Below are 21490 nucleotides of genomic sequence, written 5' to 3' on the forward strand. Positions count from 1 at the left end.
TGTATTGTGTAACTACCCCCTAATACAATTATAGTTGCTATTTGACTTCAATCTTAACTTGGTAGTTTGCTTGGCGATCGCCTGAAATTTCAATAGTATAATCGCCACTACTGGCTAGTTGACCTTGCCACTGACCTGTGCTGTTAGCAGTACCTAAGTTTTCACCGTTAGGAGCAATAATTGCGGCGCTAACTTGACCTTCTTGAACATTAATTGTCATGCTTTGGCCGCTATTGCACTCCAGTAAGTAGCGCCTGGATAGGTTGGCTCGCAAACTATTGCTCAGAGTAGTTCCCGTAGCACCGGCTGGAAAGTAAACTCGCTCAGTTACAGGGGTTTCAACCGCAGCGGGAGTTGGAGTTGGAGAAGGCAACGGCAACGGCGACGGTGACGGCGAAGCAAGTTGCGGAAGTCCAGACAGAGAGGGTATTTGAGTGGGACGGGGCGACGGAGAGATTGTGGGGGGGAGTCCATTTCCAGGGGCTGGGGGAAGTCCGGGCCGGCGGTTGAGGGGCGCTGTTGCGACAGGGGGAGGGCTTTCGGGGAGGGGTACGTCAGCGGGTAGTTTGATTTGAAGGTTCGCTCTTTCCTGATACATTCTCCACGCTAGCAAACTGCCGAGACTCAGGACCGAACCGACTAACATTCCGCTGAGAAAAACTGCTAATATTTGCCACGAGCGAGCTAGTTTTGGTTCAGGGTTGGCAGTTGGAATTGTTGGAGGCGGATAACTTGCAAGTGGAGTTGTTTCCGGCGCGATATCGGCGGCAATTGGAATTGTTTCGGTTTCGTCGATTGGCGCTGAAATATCTTTGGTCGCGGCAATTTCAGCGGGAGTTTCTGCCGGTGCGGAAGTTGAATCGCCACTGGCAATTTCACTGCGCTCGAACTCATCGCTGGCAGTGGAAATTGTTTCCGGTTGCTGAGTCAAAATTTGTTTTTTTTCCTGTTCGTCGCTCATGGGGCTAAATTTATTTTACCTTTAATGTCGAAAGAAGGCTCACACCGTACCGTAGGTCGGTGTTGAGATGAATGGAGACCAACAAATAAACGCGCGGAGCGCAACCTTATGGTAAAATAAAGCCATAAAGTTAATCACTTGGTCATGTTTGTACTCGAAGCCAAACTCAGAGGTTCGACAAGACAGTTTGCCATCATCGACGAGATGATACGCACGGCTGGCTTGGTCAGAAACAGTGGGTTAATCGCAAAAAGAAAGGCTCCAACAAGCGTAAAAAAGCGATTAACAAACTGGGAAAAAAACACCTGAAAGTCTCTCGCCAGCGTAAAGACTTTGCCGTGAAATTGGCAAGGTGCGTGGTTAAATCTAGCGATTTGGTGGTGTTTGAAGACTTGAAGGTGCATAACATGGTTAAAAACCATCGCCTTGCCAAAAGTATTAGTGATGTGGCTTGGAGACAATTCTTTGAATGCTTGGAATATTATGGGCAAGTATTCGGCAAAATTGTCATTACCGTGCCTCCTCAATACACCAGCTCTGAATGCAGTTCTTGTCATCGAATTGTCAAAAAGTCTCTGTCCCAAAGAACTCATGTCTGTCAATGTGGATTGACTCTGGATCGGGATGAAAATGCTAGTCGCAACCTTTTGGCAAAAGGATTGGAAATTGTGAGTAGGGGGGGACACTCCCGAATTAACGCTCAAGGACATTTGAACCTCTGTCAAATAAGTGAAAGCTTGCTTGATAAGTTTGGTGGTTGATTTGGGAACCCCACGCTGTATGCGACAGCATCAGCGTTGGGAGGATGTCAGAAAGACCGCTTTTAGACATTTTACGTTACTGGTGCGATCGCCTGCACTGCACCCATACGGCACGGCTATTGACAAAATGCCGTCCGTGTCGATCGAGAAATCTCTCTGCTGGGGCGATCGCAATTTACCAATTTTCGGTAAATATTGAGCACAAATTGCGATCGCAACTTACTATAGCAATCCTAAATCATTTGTGAATTTCTTACTCCCTCCCCTTGGTAAGGGGAGGGTTGGGGTGGGGTAAAAAATTTACGACTCATTTAGGATTGCTATACCGGACTCAATTATTAGGCAAAGACTGCCAAAAAGGCCGCTCTTCTGGCTTCCTCACAGTATTCGTCGCAGACTGCACGTTTCCTTTCAATTCTTGATAATACCTGTCATCCAGAAAACTAACGCTGACGCCCGCAGGAAGCAGCAGTTGGCGCAATCTTTCCTGAGTGTAATCTACACCGTCAATCATTGGCCCGCGCGGATTTGAAACTAACAACTTGCCGTTAACTGGCACCGAATTGACCATATTCGGCCACCAAGCATAACCGCTGTAGCCAAACATCACCGGAACTTGAATAATTTGGTCGTCTCCGAGTAAAAACTCTCTTTTCAACTTCTCTATAATCGGATTAAGTTTCTGATTTTGCAAATAGAGATTGTGTTGAATTAAAGCGCGATTTTGCAAGGCGGCGCTGACTGTTGTTTGAGTGCTCAAACCACGATTGATCGCCACATCGCCGTAACCTCTTCCCTCCAATTCTTCCAACAGCTTAACTCCGGCTTCGGGACTGGCGATCGCCATTACATATTGTCCGGGAGTTTGAGTGGGAATAAAATTGATAATTTCATCGACTTGGCGAGTCAAAAGCCAAGAAGTATCAATATCCACTGGCGGCCCTTGAATTCTCTGAGCTTGAATGAAATCAAGTACCTCTGGATTAAAACTAGCATTTCCCGAATTCCCATAATAAACTCGACCCATTGGGTGTCCGGGAATCGGCGGTGTCACCTGCAAGTTGCCGTATCCGTCAGACCACTGACTTACAGGGTCTAAAGAACGTGGATTGCCAATTTTTACTACTTTCCAATCCCGGTTTTGAGTTGATTTAATAGGCGGGTTTTTCTCTGGCTCGCTATTGGTTTTTAGGGCTACATTAAACAGGCGTACTTCCGATTGTTCGGGGAGTTGAACGTAGCCGTTTTTCTGGGTATCTTGCATCCAAGTGTGATCGCCCTGGAGAATTTTTACTTTGGCGCCCGTGGGTTCTACTGCTTGTTTTAGTTGCGAGATAAATTCGCTGTTGACCGCGCCTCTGTCGCTGACCTGAACTTCAGTTACTGGTGCTGTATTGGGCGCTATCATCCAAGGACTAACGCCCATTTGAATAGTTGTAGATGCGATTTCTTGACCGTTGTTTTGGGCAGTTGCTTTAAGATTAACAGTGCCGTTCCAGTTGCGATCGGCAAATTGTTTAGCTTCGACACCTAAAACAATATTCGTGCTGAAAACTAGAGGTTTAGCACCGGATATATCTACAGGTTGCCAGCCGTCGCCCGTCTTCTGGAAAACGCTGATGTGAGGGCTAGCAATGCTGTCAGCCGTGATAAATAACTGAGAGGTTTTGAAGTTTTCAGACAGGTTCAAGTTAACTTGAGAAAGCATTGCTGCACGGCGGGGAGCGCTAACTTTGGTTTGTTTCCAAGTCGGTATCTTGCCGCGATCGTTATTGCGATCGTTAAATAAAATTAGCGCGCCCTTGGACAAAGACCATTGTTCTTTTCCGGCGTCGTCTTGCTCGTTAATTTGGCCATCTCGGTTGGTATCTCCCGCAAAGAAAAAGTTCGGCGACGACGCGGCGGGTGTAACTGGGGTGGGGGTTGGTGTTACAGTTGATTCAGGAGTTGGTTGAGGAGTTGCTTGCTGATTTCTCTCTAACTCTTGTCTTTCAAGTTCTTGTCGGGCTAATTCTTGTCTGGCTAACTCTTGCCTTTCAAGTTCTTGTCGGGCTAATTCTTGCTTTTCAAGTTCTTGTCTTTCAATTTCTTTACGGGCTAACTCTTGCCTTTCAAGTTCTTGTCTTTCAACTTCTTTACGAGCTAATTCTTGCCTTTCAAGTTCTTGTCTGGCTAACTCTTGCCTTTGGAATTCTTGCCTTTCAACTTCTTTACGGGCTAATTCTTTCCTTTCAAACTCTTGCCTTTCAAGTTCTTTACGGGCTAATTCTTGTCTTTCAACTTCTTTACGGGCTAATTCTTGCTTTTCAAACTCTTGCCTTTCAAGTTCTTGTCTAGCCCGGTCTTTTTTCTCTTGCTCTTTTCTCTCTATTTCTCGACGAGCAAATTCTTTTTTCTCTTGCTCTTTGCGGGCTCGCTCTCTTATCTCTTCTTCCTCTGCTCTAATTTTCTCAATAGAACGTGCAACTTGCATTTCATAGGTAGCGACACTGAGGTTTCCTTGGTATTCGATGGTTTTGTCGATCGCCCCATCGGCCAAAAAAGATTCGTGAGGAATGAGTCGCAGCGTATTGATAGCCAACTCCCACAGCCGCTGAGACTGTTCCCAAGTAGCAGAAGAAGGATTAGAAGTGCGTCCAATTTCGACTGCTTTGGCGGCTAATTTAGCAGCATCGTCCCAATTATATTTGGCTCTTTCTTCTATTTGAATCTGACTTTGAACATTTTGGAGTTGCTGCGTCAGAGTTTGGGATTGCTGACGGTGGATTGCTGATTTCCAAAGTTCACCAGGAAACGGGGCGCTGTCGGAAGTTTTGGCAAGGTTATCTAATTGTACTTTCAGCCGATCGCGCAATTTGTAGAGTTCGGAAAGGGATTGCGGAGTTTCGCCCTCTGACTGTCGCCCAGAGAGTGCGAGTTGGTAGTTTAGGGAAGGTTGAGCCACTGTTGTGGGGACTGCAACCCAAATAATACCGATGACGACACCGAAACCATTGATAATGGCGATCGCAATATATCGAACCCAGCGCATATAGTTTATCCTCAGACACGCCAATAATTTTACCTAATCTTGGGAGCAATGGGGGATTTAATTATAAGGTTGTTGGGTCGGGAAGGGCGATCGGCTTTTTTTCATGTCGAAGGACGGTTAACTCGAATCAATTTACCGTTCAAAGTATCGATCGCAGAAATAGCCTCATTAATTCGGGTCGCCTGTCTTTCCCAGTTGCTATCTTGAGTACAAATGATAATACCAGCATGGTTGGGTTGTGAGCGATGCAGTCGAATGAAATCCCCTCGATTGAGAGTCAAAACTGCTCGCTCATTACTCACTGCAAAAGCCAATACATCCTCATCAGGAATTCCTAATCCTGCGTTTCCGGCTTCTTGAACTGTTAAAACATCGTGACCTAAAGGTCGAAGAAACTCAACTACTGGCAACGGATACTGTTCGTCTGCATAAAGTCGCGCCATGTTTTAGGCTTCCTCATTTTCTTTGATTGCTTGTTCAATTTCTTCTGGGTAAGCATCAGCATAAGCCCAAGCATTGACTAAATCAGCCGCAGTCAAATGGGGATAGCACTTAAAAAGTTCCGCATCGCTGCATCCGAGACGGCGATAACCCACCAGTACCCAAACTTGTATGCGAGTATTGCCGACACAGGCATCCCCTCCACAGACACCGGGAGTCTTTTTAATGCCTAAAGAACCGTTAGTTAAATTTTGAGTTAGGATGCTGATTAGTTTAGCTTTATCAGCGAGATTTAAGGTTAAGACTTGAGTTTCTAATTCTTGTATAGTCATAAGTGCGATCACCGGAATATATTATCTAGATTATAGCAAATTCCCGCCATGTTTTATGCGGCCTCATTTCTAGTGATCGCAGCTTCAATTTCCTCTGGGTGTGCCTCAGCATAAGCCCAAGCATTCGCCAAATCTGCTGCACTCAAATGAGGAAAGTCTTGCAAAATCCGCACATCACTTGCACCCAGAATGCGATAATTTACCAGCGACCAAATAGGTATGCGAGTCTTGGCAATTCTAGCATCGCCACCGCACACGCCCTGAGTTTTTTCTATTCCTTGCCAAGTATTGCTTAAACTTTGAACTAATAGCTGTATTGCCTGAGTTTTTTCAGCGGGAGTTAAGGCAAGGAGTTGTTTTTCTAATTCTTTCAGTGTCATTGTTTACCATCTCATAAACTTTACTCTATGGGGAAGCCAGGAATCAGTAGATCGATTTCTACCATCAGTTGCATGGTTTCTTTGAGCGCAACTACCACTTTTTGATAGTGCAGTACATCATCAAAAGATAAGGTGCGTTTGGCTTTCTTACGGTCTTTGAGCCATTTGTCTAAAACCTGATAACCGCCAATTTTAAACTCCCAAACTTCGGGGGCGATGCCTTCAAAATAGCGGGTTTTGTTGATATAAACTCGTTGTTCTGCGGGTTTATAGGTAACTTCGGTAACGGCATTGTCACCATCGCCACTCATTTTAGTAATCAGCTTATTCAGCTTTTTCGATTTCATCAGGTGCAGGTCTACCAATGCCTGACCTTTTGCACCCAAGTCTTTAAATAGCTGGTCGTTGCTGGTCAAAGGCACACGGGGAAAGTCGATTTTGAGGAATTCGGCGTAGCGTTGGCGATAGGTGGGGCTATGGAAGATGGCGTAGATGTAGTAAAAGATGGCTTCTGGGGTGGGGACGTAGCCAAGTTTTTCACGAATTGCTTTAATGAAATCCGATGACAAATTCGGAGATTTTTCCACAAATAAATTACCTTGATTGTTTTGAGTGTCAGGGTAAAGATAGAGAGGAAAAGCATTACTACCATCTTTCAACTCAACAAACAATGCTGGGGTTGGGGTGTTAGAGATAATTGCATGCGCCCATTCTTCAGCTTTTGTTTGTCTACAAACATTGATAAAATAATTTTCTGAAATTGAATGTTGCTGAAAAATCAATCGAGGACGATCCATTATAATCGAACTAAAACAGCAAAATCTTTTATCAAAAGGGCGATAAAAGCACTCAATAATTGAGCTTTCCCAAGTGGGATTTTGACGTACCTGAGTTCTAACAGTTGCCACGTTCCATGTCTGACTATCTTCAATAAGATATTTAACCTTTATTTCATTGTCTGTGAGTTGGCGATTTTGAAGGTCATACAATCTCTGTTTCATTTCCTCCTTTGAAAAGCTGAGCGCGAAATGATCTCGATGACTTTGAAAACCCAGAGTGTTCACAGGAAGAATTTTAGTAATTTGCCAGCCTGTGTTGTACTCAGCTTTTACTTTTGAATTTTGTTGTATGAAAAAATACTCTGGTGTCTGAGGTTCAAGCATTTCCCATTCAACTTCATCAATATCTAGCAAATTTAAACTTTCATATTTAGATGCGCGATCGCCCCATAACTCTGCATGGTGAACTTTAGCGGGTGTATCCTTTCCAGGTGCTTTAACAAAAATTCCAATACTCACACCCTGTTGAATATCAAAGACATTTTGATCTGGTGAACCATCGGGAGAAACTTCTTTCTTCTTAGAATTACCGTGTAAATCTAAAATGTAGATATCAGTAAAGGTTTGCATCAAGTTCTGGCGCATTCCTCGAAACGTTGGATTATCCAGATAACTGTGATTAGTAACAAACGCTAAAACACCATAACCAGTTTCACTGACTCGCCATTGTCCAAAGCGAATGAATTTAACATAATCATCTTGCAACCATTTAGGATTCTTTTCACCTAATGGCACACCATCCACATAGTAATAATCTTTAACTAAACCCGCGATCCACTCGCTTTTATTTGCCGAATGTCCTGAATAGGGCGGATTGCCCAACACCACCATCACAGGTGTATCTCGTTTTACCATCGAAGCTTCATTTGCTTCCTGTGCCACAAACTGACCAAACAAAATCTCTGACTTTTTCATTGCCTCATCTAGCGTATTGGTGAGGTAAATACCTAATCGTTGTTTGCCCTTAAATTTGTAACCAAGTTCTTCAAGTTCTAGCCCTAGCTTGAGGTGAGCAATGGCATAGGGAGCCATCAATAACTCAAATCCAAACAACCGATTCAGCAAATTGTCTCGCACATAGCTATCCCACTGATTCGCCATGCCAATTTCTTCTAAATTGCGGTAAATTTGCTTCACCACTTCATACAAAAACGTACCCGTACCCGTTGCAGGGTCGAGAATTTGTACTTTCGGCTTTTGTGTTACTGGATCTTTGGCGTTATCAGCTAATCCCAATGGCAAATCGAAGCGGTCTTTGAGAATGGCATCAACCGATCGCACAATAAACGACACCACAGGTTCCGGTGTATAATAAACCCCTCGACTCTTTCGCAAAGCTGCATTGTACGCCGCCAAAAACGTTTCATAAAAATGCACCACCGGGTCTTCTTGCCGAGTGCGCTGCCCAAAGTTTTCGAGAATGCTACCCATATCAACCTGAGACAGCAATTGCACCAAATCGTCGATCGCCCAATCGATCTGACTGACTGCATCCGTTTCGACGATCGTATTAAACAATCGCTTCAAAAATGGGTTTGTTGCCGGAATATACGTGCCCGCCGTGCGCCGAGTAAACGGTTCACACCCTGGATTTTGAGCATGACCAACTCTTGCCGCAAATAACCCATAAGAAATCGTCTGAGCATACATATCAGCAAAATCAGCATCATTCAAATCGGGCAACAACACCTCACTAAAGCCCTGTTTCAGTTGATGCAATTCGCCGTCTTTCCTTTCTCCCTCCAGCGCAGTTGTTGTTGCTAACCTAATTGCCTTCGTCAACCTCGCCATCTGTCGCGCCAGGTCTTCAGGACTGCTGATAATCTCGCCTGTATAATTGATAAACTGATCTAGCAGAGCCGCAATCTTTTCTGTAGCCCTTACTTGCAGCTTATTCTCATTACGATCTGCTAAAATTTCCTTCTGCCTGCGCTTCCCATTCACATACCAACGAAACTCTAAATAATTAGTCAATACTAGATTCGGAAACGCTTCTATATACCGCTGCAATTGCTCCGATTTTTCTATCTGATCCAAATCTAGCCCAACGTCTTTGGCTTCTACATAACCCACCAGTAGTTCCCGCCGCCGCACGGTAAAGTCTGGAATCCCTGCCTTGTTTCCTTTTTCTTCAATGACGGCATCAATGCCCTTGTCTGAGTCATCCAGCAAATCTTTCAGCGCTGGATAATGGCTGCGCTCGCTACCTTTTTGCAGGTTATTTTGAATCGACTTGAGGTAAGCATCAAAAGATATAGATGGCATTGAATCAGTTTCCTGGTTTAGTTTGGAAATGTTTCCTGAATTCGTTTAATGCTATTATAGTAGATAGAATAGTCCTGGAGATACGGGGCCAGAAACCGGGTTTTTTAGGAAAATACTTCGTGGCTACCGACAGATTAGATAAAAACCCGGTTTCTTTGTCGGAGTAAGTAAGCCCTATATGGATTTATTCTCTTTTTCGCTGACCGAAAGGTAAAAATCATGAAATGTCGCTGTTATTTCTTAATTTTTATCCTTATTGGATTATCCTTAACAAGCTGCGGGCCACCGCCGTCATTTCGAGAAATTGATCGCACATTGAAAGATAGTAATGCGATCGCAGAACTTAGTTTAAAGCTGCAAACAGACGATGTAACTAAGAATAACATCCCCGCGAGTCCGAAGAGTGGGAAGTTCGATCGAACTACCAACTCACCGGAAGAAAGTGCGATCGTATTAGGGATATTCGGGTTTCAGTTGATATGTTATTTGTTAGTTTGGAAGTTTCGCGGGAGGGAAGAAGCTAACAGGATGCTGAGAAGAATCAGAAGAAGAGTGAAGTGAGGATAGATACTTGCTAAACCTCATTTTTTCTTAGTGCGGTTGCGTTTTCTCGATTCAGCCGCCGTATTTTTTGCTTTTTTTTGTTTTTCTTTACTTGCTTTAGATTCATTGACAGCACTACCACTTATCGGTTTGCTGGAAAATCCCGATGTATCGGAGTTTTTAGCTGCCATTATAGGAGCAATGCTAGCATTATATATCTCCTGAAATTGTGTTAGACCTTCCCCCGTACTCATATCAAACCCTGCTTGCTGACCTAGCGTTACAAAGGATTTGGCAAATCCAAAATTAGAGGAATCTTCCATAATTTCCTGAAATTCCGACTCGATATCCCGCAGGTATTTGATAATTGAAGTGGCATTTCGCAGTTTAAATTCTCGCTTCAAAAATTGCCAGAACGCCAATAATTCCGGGATAGCATTTTCACCTTCTTCCGGCGAAAGCAAACTCACTTTCCTGGGAAACAACTCTTCGACTACAGTTTCCGCATCTTCCACTTTCATGCTAGGCAGCGTAAAACCTTCATAGCCGAAACCGTAATAAATGAACTGCGAGATCCAAAATCCAACGTCTGGATAAGTTTTACAGTATTCTTCTCCTTCGGGAGAATTGACAAATAGCTCGATTAGCGTTTCCTGATAATCTTCCAGGAGTGGTTCTGCTTCGTCATAATCTAGGCCATTTAGTTGGCGGATATTAAAAGGTTGATCTGACATAGTTGAAAATTTTTTAATTTAATTGACGTTAGCTCTAATGTTAGTACAATTTTTGCAGCTCTATTAATTCTTTAGGATTTCATTATATTTAAAAAATCTCCGATCGCAGGTATATTTGACTAGCACCGATCGCCCGTGACTATTTAAACCAAGCTAGCATTGTATAGGGCGATCGCCCTATACACCGAACAGCGAAAGATGTGATATAATCTCAAGTAAAACTATAATTGTTTGAGCTTGGCAGTCCGCCACTTCAAATTATGAAGTCAACACAACAGTTGACAGCAATTATTGAACGAGAAGGCGACGGATATGTATCCCTTTGCCCAGAAATCGATATTGCCAGCCAAGGTGACAATATAGAAGAAGCGCGACGGAATCTGATCGAAGCGTTGGAACTATTTTTTGAGACAGCAGATCCTTCTGAATTCAAAAACTTGCTGCATAGCGATCGCCCTTAAGTACAACCTACGAAATATTCTGATAATAACGTTGAATCTTATCTGCAAAAATCGGAATCAACCTGCTAGCTGTATACTCTGGCTTCATGCAATTCCTCTTCTTGGCTAAACTGAGCTAATTCCTTGAGAATTTCACGGCGCTTAACAGTACGCTGCTGTTTATAGGCGATCGCACTTGCCAAACTTATCCGCCGCTGGTTTCCTACTTTTCCATAGGCAATTTCCCCATCATCGAGCAATTTGACTACAAATTGTGGCGACACATTGAGCAAAGTCGCAGCTTCTTCAACAGTCATATCTTGCTCAATAGGCACTAAAGATACTGCTTTACCAGCCGCCATTAAATGTGCAGCTTGACACAACAATTGATAGAGTGATTCAGGAAGTGCGATCGCTTCCCCGCCAACTTCCACCAATTTTACTTTGGATGTCTCAGCATCACCACTTTCTGTCTTGAGACATAGCATTTTATCCAACAATTTGATAGCTTTTGTTTCTGCTTCTGTTGGTAAAACCGGATCTAGAAGTATTTTTTGTCTGTTCATGGTAATGTTTCCTGAATTGGTTTAATGCTATTATAGTATATTGAATTTATTAATGACCGTTAATGCCTGACTTAGAAAAAGGTCTAGCCGCTTTTAATAACCAAGATTATACCCAAGCCTTTACCTTGTTAAAACCACTAGCAGAACAAGGAAATGCTGAATCCCAGTGCATAATTGCCAGTATGTACCATTTAGGATTAGGTCGAGAAAGGATGATATTAGAAGCAATTAAATGGTACATCAAATCCGCTGAGCAAGGCTATGGTGTTGCCTCAAACAACTTAGCAGGAATTTATCTATGCGGTGCTGATGGTGTAACAGCCGATCGCACTGAAGCAGAAAAATGGTTTCAAAAAGCCAGAGAACAAGGATTTTCACATACACCGATTTCCAGTGAATATGTGAACAAAGCTAGCATTGCATAAAACAACACCAAAACAAACTCCAAACAAAAACCCGGTTTCTCCAAGAAACCGGGTTTAATCATCCGCGTTAATCCGCGTTCATCTGCGGTTGCAAAATCCTACAACTGCTTCACCTCAGAAACCAATTTGGCAACCACATCCTTAGCGCTACCAAACAACATCATCGTCTTATCCTTGTAGAACAACTCATTATCTACACCGGAAAAACCAGCACTCATCCCGCGCTTAATCACGATCGTATGCTTAGCTTTATCAACCTCCAAAATCGGCATCCCATAAATCGGGCTCGCCGTATCGTGACGCGCCGCCGGATTCACCACATCATTCGCCCCGATTACCAACGCCACATCCGTTTCTTCAAACTGCGGATTGATATCGTCCATATCGTACAACTGCGGATAAGGCACGTTTGCTTCCGCTAAGAGCACATTCATGTGCCCCGGCATCCGCCCAGCCACCGGGTGAATCGCGTATTTCACGTCAACACCCATTTTTTCCAAACCGTCGGCTAACTCGCGCACAGCGTGCTGTGCTTGCGCTACAGCCATCCCGTAACCGGGAATAATTACAACCGATCGCGCATAACCCAACATCATCGCACTTTCTTCGAGATTGATGCTGCGAACAGTTTTGTCGATCGCACCACCAGCAGCCCCAGCAGCACCCGCAGCACTACCGCCACCGCTACCAAACGCGCTAAACAGCACACTACCAAGCGATCGATTCATCGCCTTGCACATGATTTGCGTCAAAATAATCCCCGACGCGCCCACCAATGCACCAGCGATAATCAGCATATTGTTCATCAAAATGAACCCAGCCACACTCGCCGCAATCCCCGAATAAGAATTAAGCAGCGAAACCACCACCGGCATATCGCCGCCCCCAATCGGGAGCACGAACATGATTCCCAGAATATTGGAAATCGCCACCAAACCGAGGAATACCGGCACATTTTCGGGATTCGTCAGCATATAACCGCTGCCGGCTAAAAGTGCGATCGCCAGCATGGCATTAAACGGCTGTTGCAGCGGAAACGTCATGGGCGCACCCGGTAGCAATTCTTGCAGTTTCGCAAACGCCACAAGGCTACCAGTGAAAGTAATTCCGCCAATCAGCACACCCAAAAGGATAGTGATTGTCGCGTCTGGAGTTGGCGATTCCGGGATGCTGAGATAGCGCCAGAATTCGCCCACAGCAACGAGTGCAGAAGCCGCGCCCCCGAAACCGTTAAGCAAACCCACCATCTGCGGCATATCCGTCATCGCCACGGTATTCGCCATAATTGTTCCCAAAATGGAACCGACGATAATTCCGACAGCAATCAATTCGTAGCTGACTACTTGCTTTTCCAGCAACGTACCGACGATCGCAATTAACATCCCGATCGCAGCTAACACATTCCCTTGACGCGCAGTTGCAGGGGAACCCAACTGTTTCAAACCGATAATAAACAAAGATGCGGCAACTAAATAACCTAGTTGAATGCCACTGGGCAGAAAATCGCTCACGCTTTAACCTCTTTTTTCTTGAACATTTGCAGCATTCGATCGGTTACTAAGAAACCGGCGACAACGTTAATTGTGGCCAGGGCGATCGCGATCGTCCCCAAAATCGAAGTAACAGTCACATTGCCTTGGCCAGAAATCAGAATTGCACCTAAAACGGCAATTCCCGAAATCGCATTGGAACCCGACATCAAAGGTGTGTGCAGCGTCGGCGGGACTTTATTAATTACTTCAAATCCCACAAACGATGCTAGAGTAAACACCACTAAACCTGCAATCAATCCTTCTGCCATGACAATTGGTAATTGGTAATTGGTTATTAGTCATTAGTCATTAGTCATTAGTCATTAGTTGTTAGTTGTTAGTCAATAGTCATTAGTCCTTAGTCATCAACTGTAAAAGCTTTACCGTTTCCAAACCAGGTCAAACGTCTTCACAGACTGCTGTTTACTGCCGAGATCAGATCCCCCCTAGCCCCCCTTAAGAAGGGGGGGACAAGAAGCATTCAAAGTCCCCCTTCTTAAGGGGGATTTAGGGGGATCTGGCCTTGACTACCAACGAGATTTATCAACGGTTTTAGATTTAAGCTGACACTAATGAAACCACCCATTTTCCTACTAATGACTAATGACTGTTGACTATTAACTAACTAACGGCTGAAGCCTCAGCCGCCAAAGCATCCCGCACTCGCTGATTACTAATCTCACCGTCGCGGGCAACGCAAGCACCAGCAATGATATCGTCTTCAAAATTCAAATTGAGTTCCTTATCCTTCAGCATCAACTGAAGTAAAGAGGAGATATTCTTCGAGTAAGTTTCGCTAGCGTGGACAGGCATAGACGAGGGCACATTAATCGGGCCGATGACATTAACGCCGTTCCATTCAACATCTTTCCCCGCTTCCGTGCATTCGCAATTGCCGCCTTGTTCGCCCGCGAGGTCAACAATTACCGATCCGGGCTTCATTTGAGAAACCATTTCTCTAGTAACTAAAATAGGTGCTTTTCTGCCGGGAACTTGAGCGGTTGTAATAACTGCATCGGAAGCGCTGACGTGTTGGGTGAGCACTTGGCGGGTGTATTCTTTGGCTGCTTCTGATAGTTCTTTTGCATAGCCTCCGGCGGCGACGGTTTCTTCCTTGAGTTCGACATCAAGGAATTTAGCGCCCAAACTTTGTACTTGTTCTTTTGTTTCCGGGCGGATGTCGAAAGCTTCGACTACCGCACCCAAACGACGCGCCGTGGCGATCGCCTGCAAGCCCGCAACGCCCACACCCATTACCAATACTTTCGCGGGGCGAATTGTACCCGCCGCCGTTGTCAGCATCGGAAAATACTTTGGCAAAGCTGCGGCTGCGATCAGTACCGCTTTGTAACCGGCAACGTTGCCCTGAGATGACAGCGCATCCATGCTTTGAGCGCGGCTGGTGCGCGGGATCATTTCCATGCTGAATGCAGTTACTTTGCGATCGGCTAAACGCTGCACTAAAGCTGGATCTCCCAGAGGATTCAAAAATCCGATGAAAACGCCTCCTTCCCGGAGTTGATGAACTTCTGATTCTTGCAGGACTCCGATTTTCACGACGACATCGGCTTCGCCCCACACCCTAGCGGTATCGGCGACAACCTGAGCTCCCGCTTCTTCGTAAGCAAGATCCGAGAAAAAGGATTGTGCGCCGGCACCGGCCTCAACCCAAACTTCTACGCCCTGTTTGACTAATCGGGCTACAGCGTCGGGGACTAATGCCACCCGGCGTTCGCCTGCTGCTATTTCTTTTGCGATCGCTAATTTCATGAACTCTCCTTATTTAAGCCTTCCCAGGGCGGTTGAAACCGCGCCTACACAGACAAAACCTGCCTCCGCAGGTTTCTTGAAGTGCGATTTTTAATCGCCCGATGCCTTGCTTTACATTGAAGCAGCCGTTGCCCTAAACTTCTCTCGTTGATACTAAAGCCGATCGCCCAAATTCGACCCGTATCTTTAACTTATCTTATACATTCAAATTCGCTAAATGGTTAAGTTTGCCACCGATTATGATATAATTTTATGTCGCCTAATTCTGTAGTTTGAATGTCTGTTATCAGTATTACGCAAAAATTACGCAAAAAAAAGTGACCGAAAGCATCCAGGATACAAGCCCCCGGATTCATCCGTCCAGAAATAAAAAACCTGTATCCGAATTTATCCGTGGGGTCAATCTAAAATCTAAAATCTAAAATCTAAAATCGATTGACCTCAGCCGGCGGTCCCTCGCCCTCATCAAATTGCTGAGAGATTCGATATATTGTAGGCACGATCGCAAATTTCGGGCGAGCAATATTTAAGGTTCACCAAGAGTTTAATTAGAGGAGTTGTTATGCGACGATTATTTTCAGCACTAGCGGTTACAGGTTGCTTGGTGGCTGGATTACCCGCCATCAGTTTAGCTCAGTCCATGCCAGGATTGACGATTTTCGGAGGCCCCGATCGCGCCAACCAATTAAGCTATCGCTTGGATTACGGTACAGCCGGGATGAGTGGCGATAGATATCGGCTGCGAATTCCTTCCAAGAAAGTAAGTTTGGCGATCGCCCAACTGAACATATCCTATCCAGACTACTACAAAGGCGAATTTGACCAAAAAGACATTAAAGTGCGCGTCAAAAACAAAACAATAGAATTGCAAGAAGTAATCTGGGACAAAGAAAATCGATTCATAGAAATTTATCCCAAAGAACCAATTGCCGCCGGCAACAATGTTGAGGTTGTACTCTCCAACGTCAGAAACCCATCTCCTGGCGGAATGTACCATTTCAACGTCCGCATCCGCACCCCTGGGGACGTTCCCTTGCTGCGTTACCTCGGTACTTGGCTGTTGAGCATTAATTGAGGGAAGAGTTCGGGGAAGGAATTTCTCGTTAGTCAAGCGATCGCGACAGAAAAATTTAAATGTGGCGATCGTTTTCCTTCGAGCAAAAACTTAACCATACTCAAATCTGGGTTTTCGGGAGTAGTAAAATAGAACCTTCGGCTCATATCGCAATTCTCAATGATTGGTAATAATGAGTCTAGGGGCAGTCTCCCGATGGTTGCCCTTCGCTAATTAGGGGTAGACCCAGGGGCGCTACCCTAAAAAATGTTTACCAATCAAATAGGATTGCTTTAGCCGTACTTGCAGCATGAATCTACTAGCAAAAATCAAAACAATAAAACTTCCTCCAGCGCTGCGATCAAGAAATTATCGCCTGTTTTTTGCAGGACAAGGCATCTCCCTAATTGGGAATTGGATGACGCAAGTCGCTACTATTTGGCTTGTCTACAATTTGAGCGATTCACCTTGGATGCTCGGCGTGGTGGGATTTACAAGTCAAATACCTACATTAATTTTACTGCCTTTTGCAGGAGTTTTTATCGATCGCTGGAACCGCCACCGAGTCCTAATTGCCACTCAAATATTAGCGATGGTTCAATCCTTAGCGCTAGCATTTTTAGCACTAACAGGAGTCGTTAACATTTGGCAGATCCTGGTACTGAGTTTCTTTCAAGGCGCAATTAACGCCTTTGACGCGCCGGCACGGCAAGCTTTTGTACCGGAACTTGTAGAAAAGAAAGAAGATTTAGCAAATGCGATCGCCATTAATGCTTCGATGTTCAACGCAGCCAGACTAATCGGCCCAGCAATGGCAGGTTTGCTGATAGCTACAGTCGGTGCAAGTTATTGCTTTCTTATTGACGGACTCAGCTACATTGCTGTAATTGCAGGCTTATTAGCGATGCAAATCAAACCCCGTAAAATTGCAGCAACTAATACCAAACCCTTACAAAGATTAAAAGAAGGATTCGTTTATGCCTTCGGGTTTCCCCCGATTCGAGCAATTTTACTGCTATTAGCATTAGTCAGTTTAGCCGGAATGTCCCACACTGTTTTAGTCCCAATTTTTGCCACCAAACTCCTGCACGGCGACGCACAAACCCTCGGCTTTTTGATGGCATCTTCGGGAGTCGGCGCCTTCGCGGGGGCGATTTATTTGATTTCGCGCAAAAGTATAATTGGCCTCGGCAAATGGATTGCGATTTCACCGGCAATTATGGGATTCGGATTAATAGGTTTTGGTTTGTCCCGCGTCTTGTGGCTGTCATTAATCATGATGTTGTTCGTTGGGTTTGGTTTCATTATCCAATTTGCAGGAGGAAACACATTTTTGCAAACAATTGTGGAAGACGACAAACGCGGAAGAGTGATGAGCATATACACGATGGCATTTTTTGGAGTGACACCGTTTGGGAATTTAGTTGCCGGCGGATTGGCAAATTATATCGGCGCTCCCTATACAGTCATCATTGGAGGTATAATTTGTATTTTAGGCTCCATAGTTTTTACCAAACAGTTGCCAGCTTTAAAAAACCTAATCCGACCACTTTATCAAAAAATGGGTTTAATTCCGCACTAGCGATTTAGCGTCAAATCACAAATGCCAACATTAAACAAGATTCCCAAAGCTAATATCTGACTGTCTCTCTCTCTAGGAATCCTCAACAACTGGTAAACTTCTCTCTTTCCCTCTTATCTTCTCTTTCTCTGCGCCCTCTGCGCCCTCTGCGGTTAAAACATCCAAATTAATTACGCAACCCGTCGCAGAAAGTGTTTTTGAGCTTGTTTACCATTCTTGTTGGGCTTCTGCTTCTGCTTGGATTAAATTTTGCCGCAGTTGCACCCAATTTATTTGATGAGAGGGCAAATCTTCAATGAGCTTTCCGCGCTGTAAATGCAGAATTCGCGTGCTAAATTGCTCAGCTAATTCTAATTGATGGTTTACCATTACAATGGTGGTTTGGCCGTTTGTTAGCTGTGTCAATACTTGCAAAAGGTGGGCGGCTTTTCCAGCGTCTAGGGCGGATGTTGGCTCGTCTAAAAGCAAGATTTTTGGTTGCAGGATGATGCCGCGGGCGATCGCCACAAGCTGTTTTTGGCCTGTGGAAAGCTGCAATTCGGTGCGATCGAGCCATTCTTGGGGTATGTGCAGTTGTTCGATCGCCCCGCTAATTCTCTCAGCAATGTTTGATGAAGTTACGCCCCGCAGCTTCAAAGGATAAGCCAATGCTTCTCGCACCGACATTCCCAAAAGCTTGGATTCTTGCAGGATGAGGGTGATTTGTTTGCGGAGTTCGATCGCAGGTATTTGGCGATATTCTGTATTTTCCAGATAAATGGAGCCGCTGCTAGGACTGCTGAGCCGATTTAGCAGTCGCAACAGCGTTGTTTTCCCCGCACCTGAAGGGCCAACAATTGCCACGCGAGATCCCTTGTGTACCTGAAACGAGATATTTTCCAATAAGTAGCTTGAGGCGATCGGTGTTTTCAAACTTACACCGTCAATTCGCAGTTGAGGAGTTATTTCTGTATTATTTTCCGAATAATTAGGCATTGAATTCATTAAAAATCCCAAAAAATTGCACATATTTCGATCCCCCTAAATCCCCCTTAAGAAGGGGGACTTTGATCGGAATCTTGTCCCCCCCTTATTAAGGGGGGTTAGGGGGGATCGGAATTCTCTGAAACGACCTATAAAATTGGTATGAGTCGAGGACGATCGCAACTAAATTCATCCGTGTATCCGTGTCGTGATCCTTTTCCTTCTCACACTTTTACAGATTTTTCTAAAGGAAAACCCAGCTTTTCGCGCTGTTCCAAATAAAGCTGAGCAACTCGCCGCGCCAAGTTGCGAATTTTGGTGATGTAGCGGGTTCTTTCCGTTACCGAAATCACGCCTCTAGCATCGAGTAAATTGAAAGTGTGAGAACATTTTAACACATAATCAAGGCTGGGTAAAACCAATCCTTTTTTGGTCAATTGTTCAGCTTCTTGCTCGTACAATCCAAATAGAGTAAACAGCAATTCTGGATTGGAAGCTTCAAAGTTATAAGTACACTGTTCTATTTCTCCTTGCAGGTGAACGTCGCCGTAAGTGATGCCATCTTTCCACTGAATTTTCGTCATGGCATCGACTTCTTGGAGATACATTGCTAGGCGTTCTAGTCCGTAGGTAATTTCAATGGAGACGGGGCGACAGTCAATGCTACCGCACTGTTGAAAGTAGGTAAATTGGGTGATTTCCATGCCGTCGAGCCAGACTTCCCAGCCGACGCCCCAAGCTCCGAGGGTGGGCGATTCCCAGTTATCTTCTACGAAACGAATGTCGTGGTCTTCTGGGCTAATTCCTAATGCTCTGAGGGAGTCTAAATAGATGTCTTGGATGTTGGGAGGAGAGGGTTTAATTAAAACTTGATATTGATAGTAATGTTGGAAGCGGTTGGGATTTTCGCCGTAGCGTCCGTCGGTGGGGCGGCGACAGGGTTCGATGTAGGCGACTGACCAAGGTTCGGGGCCGATTGCTCTGAGGAAGGTGTGGGGATTCATGGTTCCTGCACCTTTTTCTGTGTCGTAGGATTGGGCGATCAGGCATCCTCGATCGCTCCAGAATTTGTTTAAGGTGGCAATGACTGATTGAAAGTTCACTGGTTTAAATATGGTTAGCGAGTGTCTCAACTTATTTAAGCATATAAAAGGCAGGGTTTATTTGCATAAACCCTGCCGAAATCAGATATGGTTGTGAAAAGTTAGGCAGTTTGGAGCGAGTTGTGATTTAGTCTGCAGGAGCGAGGGAAACTAACAGAGTGATGTTGTCAACGCCGATGACAAAAACCGTGTCTCCAGGTGTGAGGGTGATTTGGCGATCGCACCGTGCGGGCCACCAGCTACCTTGAAAGCGGACGCGACCTGTTTGATTCGGGTAAATCGATTCATCGACGACTGCTTCTTCGTTGAAATAGTTAAAATTGGTATTGATGTAGTTATCCATTATGATATTCTTTTCTGTGCTGTAGATGTGAGTAGAAAAAATAGAACCGAAAGCTTTTACTACGTTGAACATTTTCCTGACTCCTTTTGTGTTAATATATATCGAAGTTTAATCGCCTATTTATGCTATTTAAGAGGTTGCATTTCCCGGATTGAGATTTATTTGTTGCCCTTGTATTTCAATCTCTGATTTAGTCTGCAGGAGCGAGGGAAACTAACAAAGTGATGTTGTCAACGCCGATGACATAAACCGTGTCTCCAGGTGTGAGTGTGATTTGGCGATCGCACCGTGCGGGCCACCAGCTACCTTGGAAGCGGACGCGACCTGTTTGATTCGGGTAAATCGATTCATCAACGACTGCTTCTTCGTTGAAGTAGTTAAAATTGGTGTTGACGTAATTTTTGATAAGCATATTGTTAGCTGTGCTGTATCCTTGGGTAGAGAAAATAGAGCCGAAGGCTTTTACTACGTTGAACATGATATTTACTCCTGTGGTGTTAAAATATAGGGATGTGTAATTGTCTGTTTATGCTATTTGAGAGGCTGCATTTCCTCTGTTAAGATTGATTACCTTGATATTTCATTGTTCTTGCCTTCCGTGGTTTTATCAGGATAAAAACCCAAGAATTTTTGAAATGTTGAGGGGATTTCAGAAGCGGTTGCGGGGAGTATAAATCCAGTAATTCCGAGGTATTGAATTACGGATTTCGTTGTTGAGCCGTTGGTGGGATTTACCTTAAGGGTAGATGTGGTTAGCTACATTAGAGATTGACTGATTCCGCATTACTACTGCTGTGAAAATGTTTTATTTTTGGGTTGTATGTTTTGATTGGGGTGTGACTCACTTGCTTTACACTTACTAATTTGCCAGGAGTCGAATGTCTTTGGTGCGATCGCCAGTCCACTTTCCGAGTCTGGTACTGGCACAGGACACTTTCCAACCTGCAAACAACGGTTTTGCAACGGTTTTTGCCTAGCTATCAGGCTTGTAGCTGTGCCAATTTAGCTAACTGGACTACCGCAAACGGTGAATCATGAACTTACGCAGTCTCGATCTCCCAATCCGGAATATCCATAAATATCTAGTCCGTAACTTACGCACCAAACCTCTAAAAACCCGGTTTCTGACACTCTGTGCGCCATTAGCGGCCCGTAAGTGGATCTATGATACAAGCTAAGTAAACTTGGCAACTCACCCGCCCTCTCCATGCGATATTGATTTGTACCTACCTCTTTCTACATTCCGTTCCGGTTCAGCGATTTGTTAACTTGATGATGGGTAGGCGATGGCTCCAAGGTTTAGCATACTCCAATTGACCAGCTAACCGAAAAAGTGTAGCTTCCATCCCAAGAGACTGTTGGCGAATTAAAAAAGGGTGAAACCAAACATCCCATAATCATGGAAAAAAAACTACAATGAGGCAG

Annotated in this window: 21 protein-coding genes and 1 pseudogene; 7 read left to right on the plus strand and 15 right to left on the minus strand. The window is 44.6% G+C overall.

From position 1 onward, the window contains the following. Positions 1–37: 37 nt before the first annotated feature. Positions 38–961: a hypothetical protein gene (locus tag QUA03_RS08935; protein ID WP_333211389.1), complete on the minus strand. Its 924-nt coding sequence runs from the start codon at positions 959–961 to the stop codon at positions 38–40. Positions 962–1200: 239 nt separating this feature from the next. On the opposite strand from QUA03_RS08935, the pseudogene QUA03_RS08940 reads away from it, so the two are divergent. Both QUA03_RS08940 and QUA03_RS08945 read left to right on the plus strand, forming a co-directional pair. Further along, positions 1201–1722, plus strand: a pseudogene (locus QUA03_RS08940) (RNA-guided endonuclease InsQ/TnpB family protein); the annotation flags it as partial. Between the two features lie 19 nt (positions 1723–1741). Continuing rightward, on the plus strand, positions 1742–1921 hold the full coding sequence (locus QUA03_RS08945) for a hypothetical protein (RefSeq protein ID WP_333211391.1): 180 nt from the start codon (positions 1742–1744) through the stop codon (positions 1919–1921). Positions 1922–2053: 132 nt separating this feature from the next. Here QUA03_RS08945 and QUA03_RS08950 read toward each other — a convergent pair whose 3' ends face one another. The 5 genes from QUA03_RS08950 to QUA03_RS08970 form a co-directional block, all read right to left on the minus strand. Further along, a complete protein-coding gene (locus QUA03_RS08950) occupies positions 2054–4753 on the minus strand; it encodes a protein-arginine deiminase family protein (protein ID WP_333211392.1) in 2700 nt (899 codons plus the stop codon). 101 nt (positions 4754–4854) lie between these two features. Beyond that, complete coding sequence (locus QUA03_RS08955) at positions 4855–5196, minus strand: DUF5615 family PIN-like protein (RefSeq protein WP_333163649.1); 342 nt, start codon at positions 5194–5196, stop codon at positions 4855–4857. Positions 5197–5199: 3 nt separating this feature from the next. After that, positions 5200–5526 (minus strand): DUF433 domain-containing protein, encoded by a 327-nt coding sequence (locus QUA03_RS08960; protein WP_333211394.1) that lies wholly within the window; start codon positions 5524–5526, stop codon positions 5200–5202. A 53-nt stretch (positions 5527–5579) separates the two neighbouring features. Beyond that, the gene (locus tag QUA03_RS08965) at positions 5580–5906 is read right to left on the minus strand and encodes a DUF433 domain-containing protein (protein ID WP_333211396.1); all 327 of its coding nucleotides are present in this window, start codon (positions 5904–5906) and stop codon (positions 5580–5582) included. 20 nt (positions 5907–5926) lie between these two features. Beyond that, positions 5927–9010: a type ISP restriction/modification enzyme gene (locus QUA03_RS08970; RefSeq protein ID WP_333211397.1), complete on the minus strand. Its 3084-nt coding sequence runs from the start codon at positions 9008–9010 to the stop codon at positions 5927–5929. A gap of 219 nt (positions 9011–9229) precedes the next feature. Here QUA03_RS08970 and QUA03_RS08975 point away from each other — a divergent pair, with 219 nt between their 5' ends. Continuing rightward, positions 9230–9571 (plus strand): hypothetical protein, encoded by a 342-nt coding sequence (locus tag QUA03_RS08975; RefSeq protein ID WP_333211399.1) that lies wholly within the window; start codon positions 9230–9232, stop codon positions 9569–9571. Positions 9572–9591: 20 nt separating this feature from the next. Here QUA03_RS08975 and QUA03_RS08980 read toward each other — a convergent pair whose 3' ends face one another. After that, a complete protein-coding gene (locus QUA03_RS08980; RefSeq protein WP_333211401.1) occupies positions 9592–10287 on the minus strand; it encodes a hypothetical protein in 696 nt (231 codons plus the stop codon). Between the two features lie 260 nt (positions 10288–10547). On the opposite strand from QUA03_RS08980, the gene QUA03_RS08985 reads away from it, so the two are divergent. Then, complete coding sequence (locus tag QUA03_RS08985; RefSeq protein WP_333211403.1) at positions 10548–10748, plus strand: type II toxin-antitoxin system HicB family antitoxin; 201 nt, start codon at positions 10548–10550, stop codon at positions 10746–10748. A gap of 65 nt (positions 10749–10813) precedes the next feature. Here QUA03_RS08985 and QUA03_RS08990 read toward each other — a convergent pair whose 3' ends face one another. Beyond that, entirely contained in the window at positions 10814–11293 is a 480-nt protein-coding gene (locus QUA03_RS08990; protein WP_333211404.1) for a helix-turn-helix domain-containing protein, read from the minus strand. A 62-nt stretch (positions 11294–11355) separates the two neighbouring features. On the opposite strand from QUA03_RS08990, the gene QUA03_RS08995 reads away from it, so the two are divergent. Beyond that, positions 11356–11718: a tetratricopeptide repeat protein gene (locus tag QUA03_RS08995; protein WP_333211406.1), complete on the plus strand. Its 363-nt coding sequence runs from the start codon at positions 11356–11358 to the stop codon at positions 11716–11718. Positions 11719–11816: 98 nt separating this feature from the next. Here the strand turns inward: QUA03_RS08995 and QUA03_RS09000 are convergent, their stop codons facing one another. The 3 genes from QUA03_RS09000 to QUA03_RS09010 form a co-directional block, all read right to left on the minus strand. Further along, positions 11817–13229: an NAD(P)(+) transhydrogenase (Re/Si-specific) subunit beta gene (locus QUA03_RS09000; protein ID WP_333211408.1), complete on the minus strand. Its 1413-nt coding sequence runs from the start codon at positions 13227–13229 to the stop codon at positions 11817–11819. Further along, entirely contained in the window at positions 13226–13519 is a 294-nt protein-coding gene (locus tag QUA03_RS09005; protein WP_106150865.1) for an NAD(P) transhydrogenase subunit alpha, read from the minus strand. Before QUA03_RS09005 ends, QUA03_RS09000 begins: the two co-directional genes overlap by 4 nt. 352 nt (positions 13520–13871) lie before the next feature. Continuing rightward, a complete protein-coding gene (locus QUA03_RS09010; RefSeq protein ID WP_333211410.1) occupies positions 13872–15020 on the minus strand; it encodes a Re/Si-specific NAD(P)(+) transhydrogenase subunit alpha in 1149 nt (382 codons plus the stop codon). Between the two features lie 562 nt (positions 15021–15582). Here QUA03_RS09010 and QUA03_RS09015 point away from each other — a divergent pair. Together QUA03_RS09015 and QUA03_RS09020 are read left to right on the plus strand one after the other, a co-directional pair. Continuing rightward, entirely contained in the window at positions 15583–16095 is a 513-nt protein-coding gene (locus QUA03_RS09015) for a DUF2808 domain-containing protein (RefSeq protein ID WP_333211412.1), read from the plus strand. A gap of 289 nt (positions 16096–16384) precedes the next feature. Next, the gene (locus tag QUA03_RS09020; RefSeq protein WP_333211413.1) at positions 16385–17656 is read left to right on the plus strand and encodes an MFS transporter; all 1272 of its coding nucleotides are present in this window, start codon (positions 16385–16387) and stop codon (positions 17654–17656) included. Positions 17657–17863: 207 nt separating this feature from the next. Here the strand turns inward: QUA03_RS09020 and QUA03_RS09025 are convergent, their stop codons facing one another. From QUA03_RS09025 to QUA03_RS09040, 4 genes are all read right to left on the minus strand, one after another. Continuing rightward, positions 17864–18631, minus strand: a complete 768-nt coding sequence (locus tag QUA03_RS09025) for an ATP-binding cassette domain-containing protein (protein WP_333211418.1) — start codon at positions 18629–18631, stop codon at positions 17864–17866. 212 nt (positions 18632–18843) lie between these two features. Further along, positions 18844–19722 (minus strand): glycine--tRNA ligase subunit alpha, encoded by an 879-nt coding sequence (gene glyQ / locus QUA03_RS09030; RefSeq protein WP_333082767.1) that lies wholly within the window; start codon positions 19720–19722, stop codon positions 18844–18846. Between the two features lie 127 nt (positions 19723–19849). After that, the gene (locus QUA03_RS09035; protein ID WP_333211416.1) at positions 19850–20137 is read right to left on the minus strand and encodes an NfeD family protein; all 288 of its coding nucleotides are present in this window, start codon (positions 20135–20137) and stop codon (positions 19850–19852) included. 118 nt (positions 20138–20255) lie between these two features. Continuing rightward, positions 20256–20543 (minus strand): NfeD family protein, encoded by a 288-nt coding sequence (locus tag QUA03_RS09040; protein WP_333101688.1) that lies wholly within the window; start codon positions 20541–20543, stop codon positions 20256–20258. Positions 20544–21490 lie beyond the last annotated feature (947 nt).

It is taken from the genome of Microcoleus sp. S36b_A4 (assembly GCF_036700645.1).
Taxonomy (GTDB): Bacteria; Cyanobacteriota; Cyanobacteriia; order Cyanobacteriales; family Microcoleaceae; genus Microcoleus.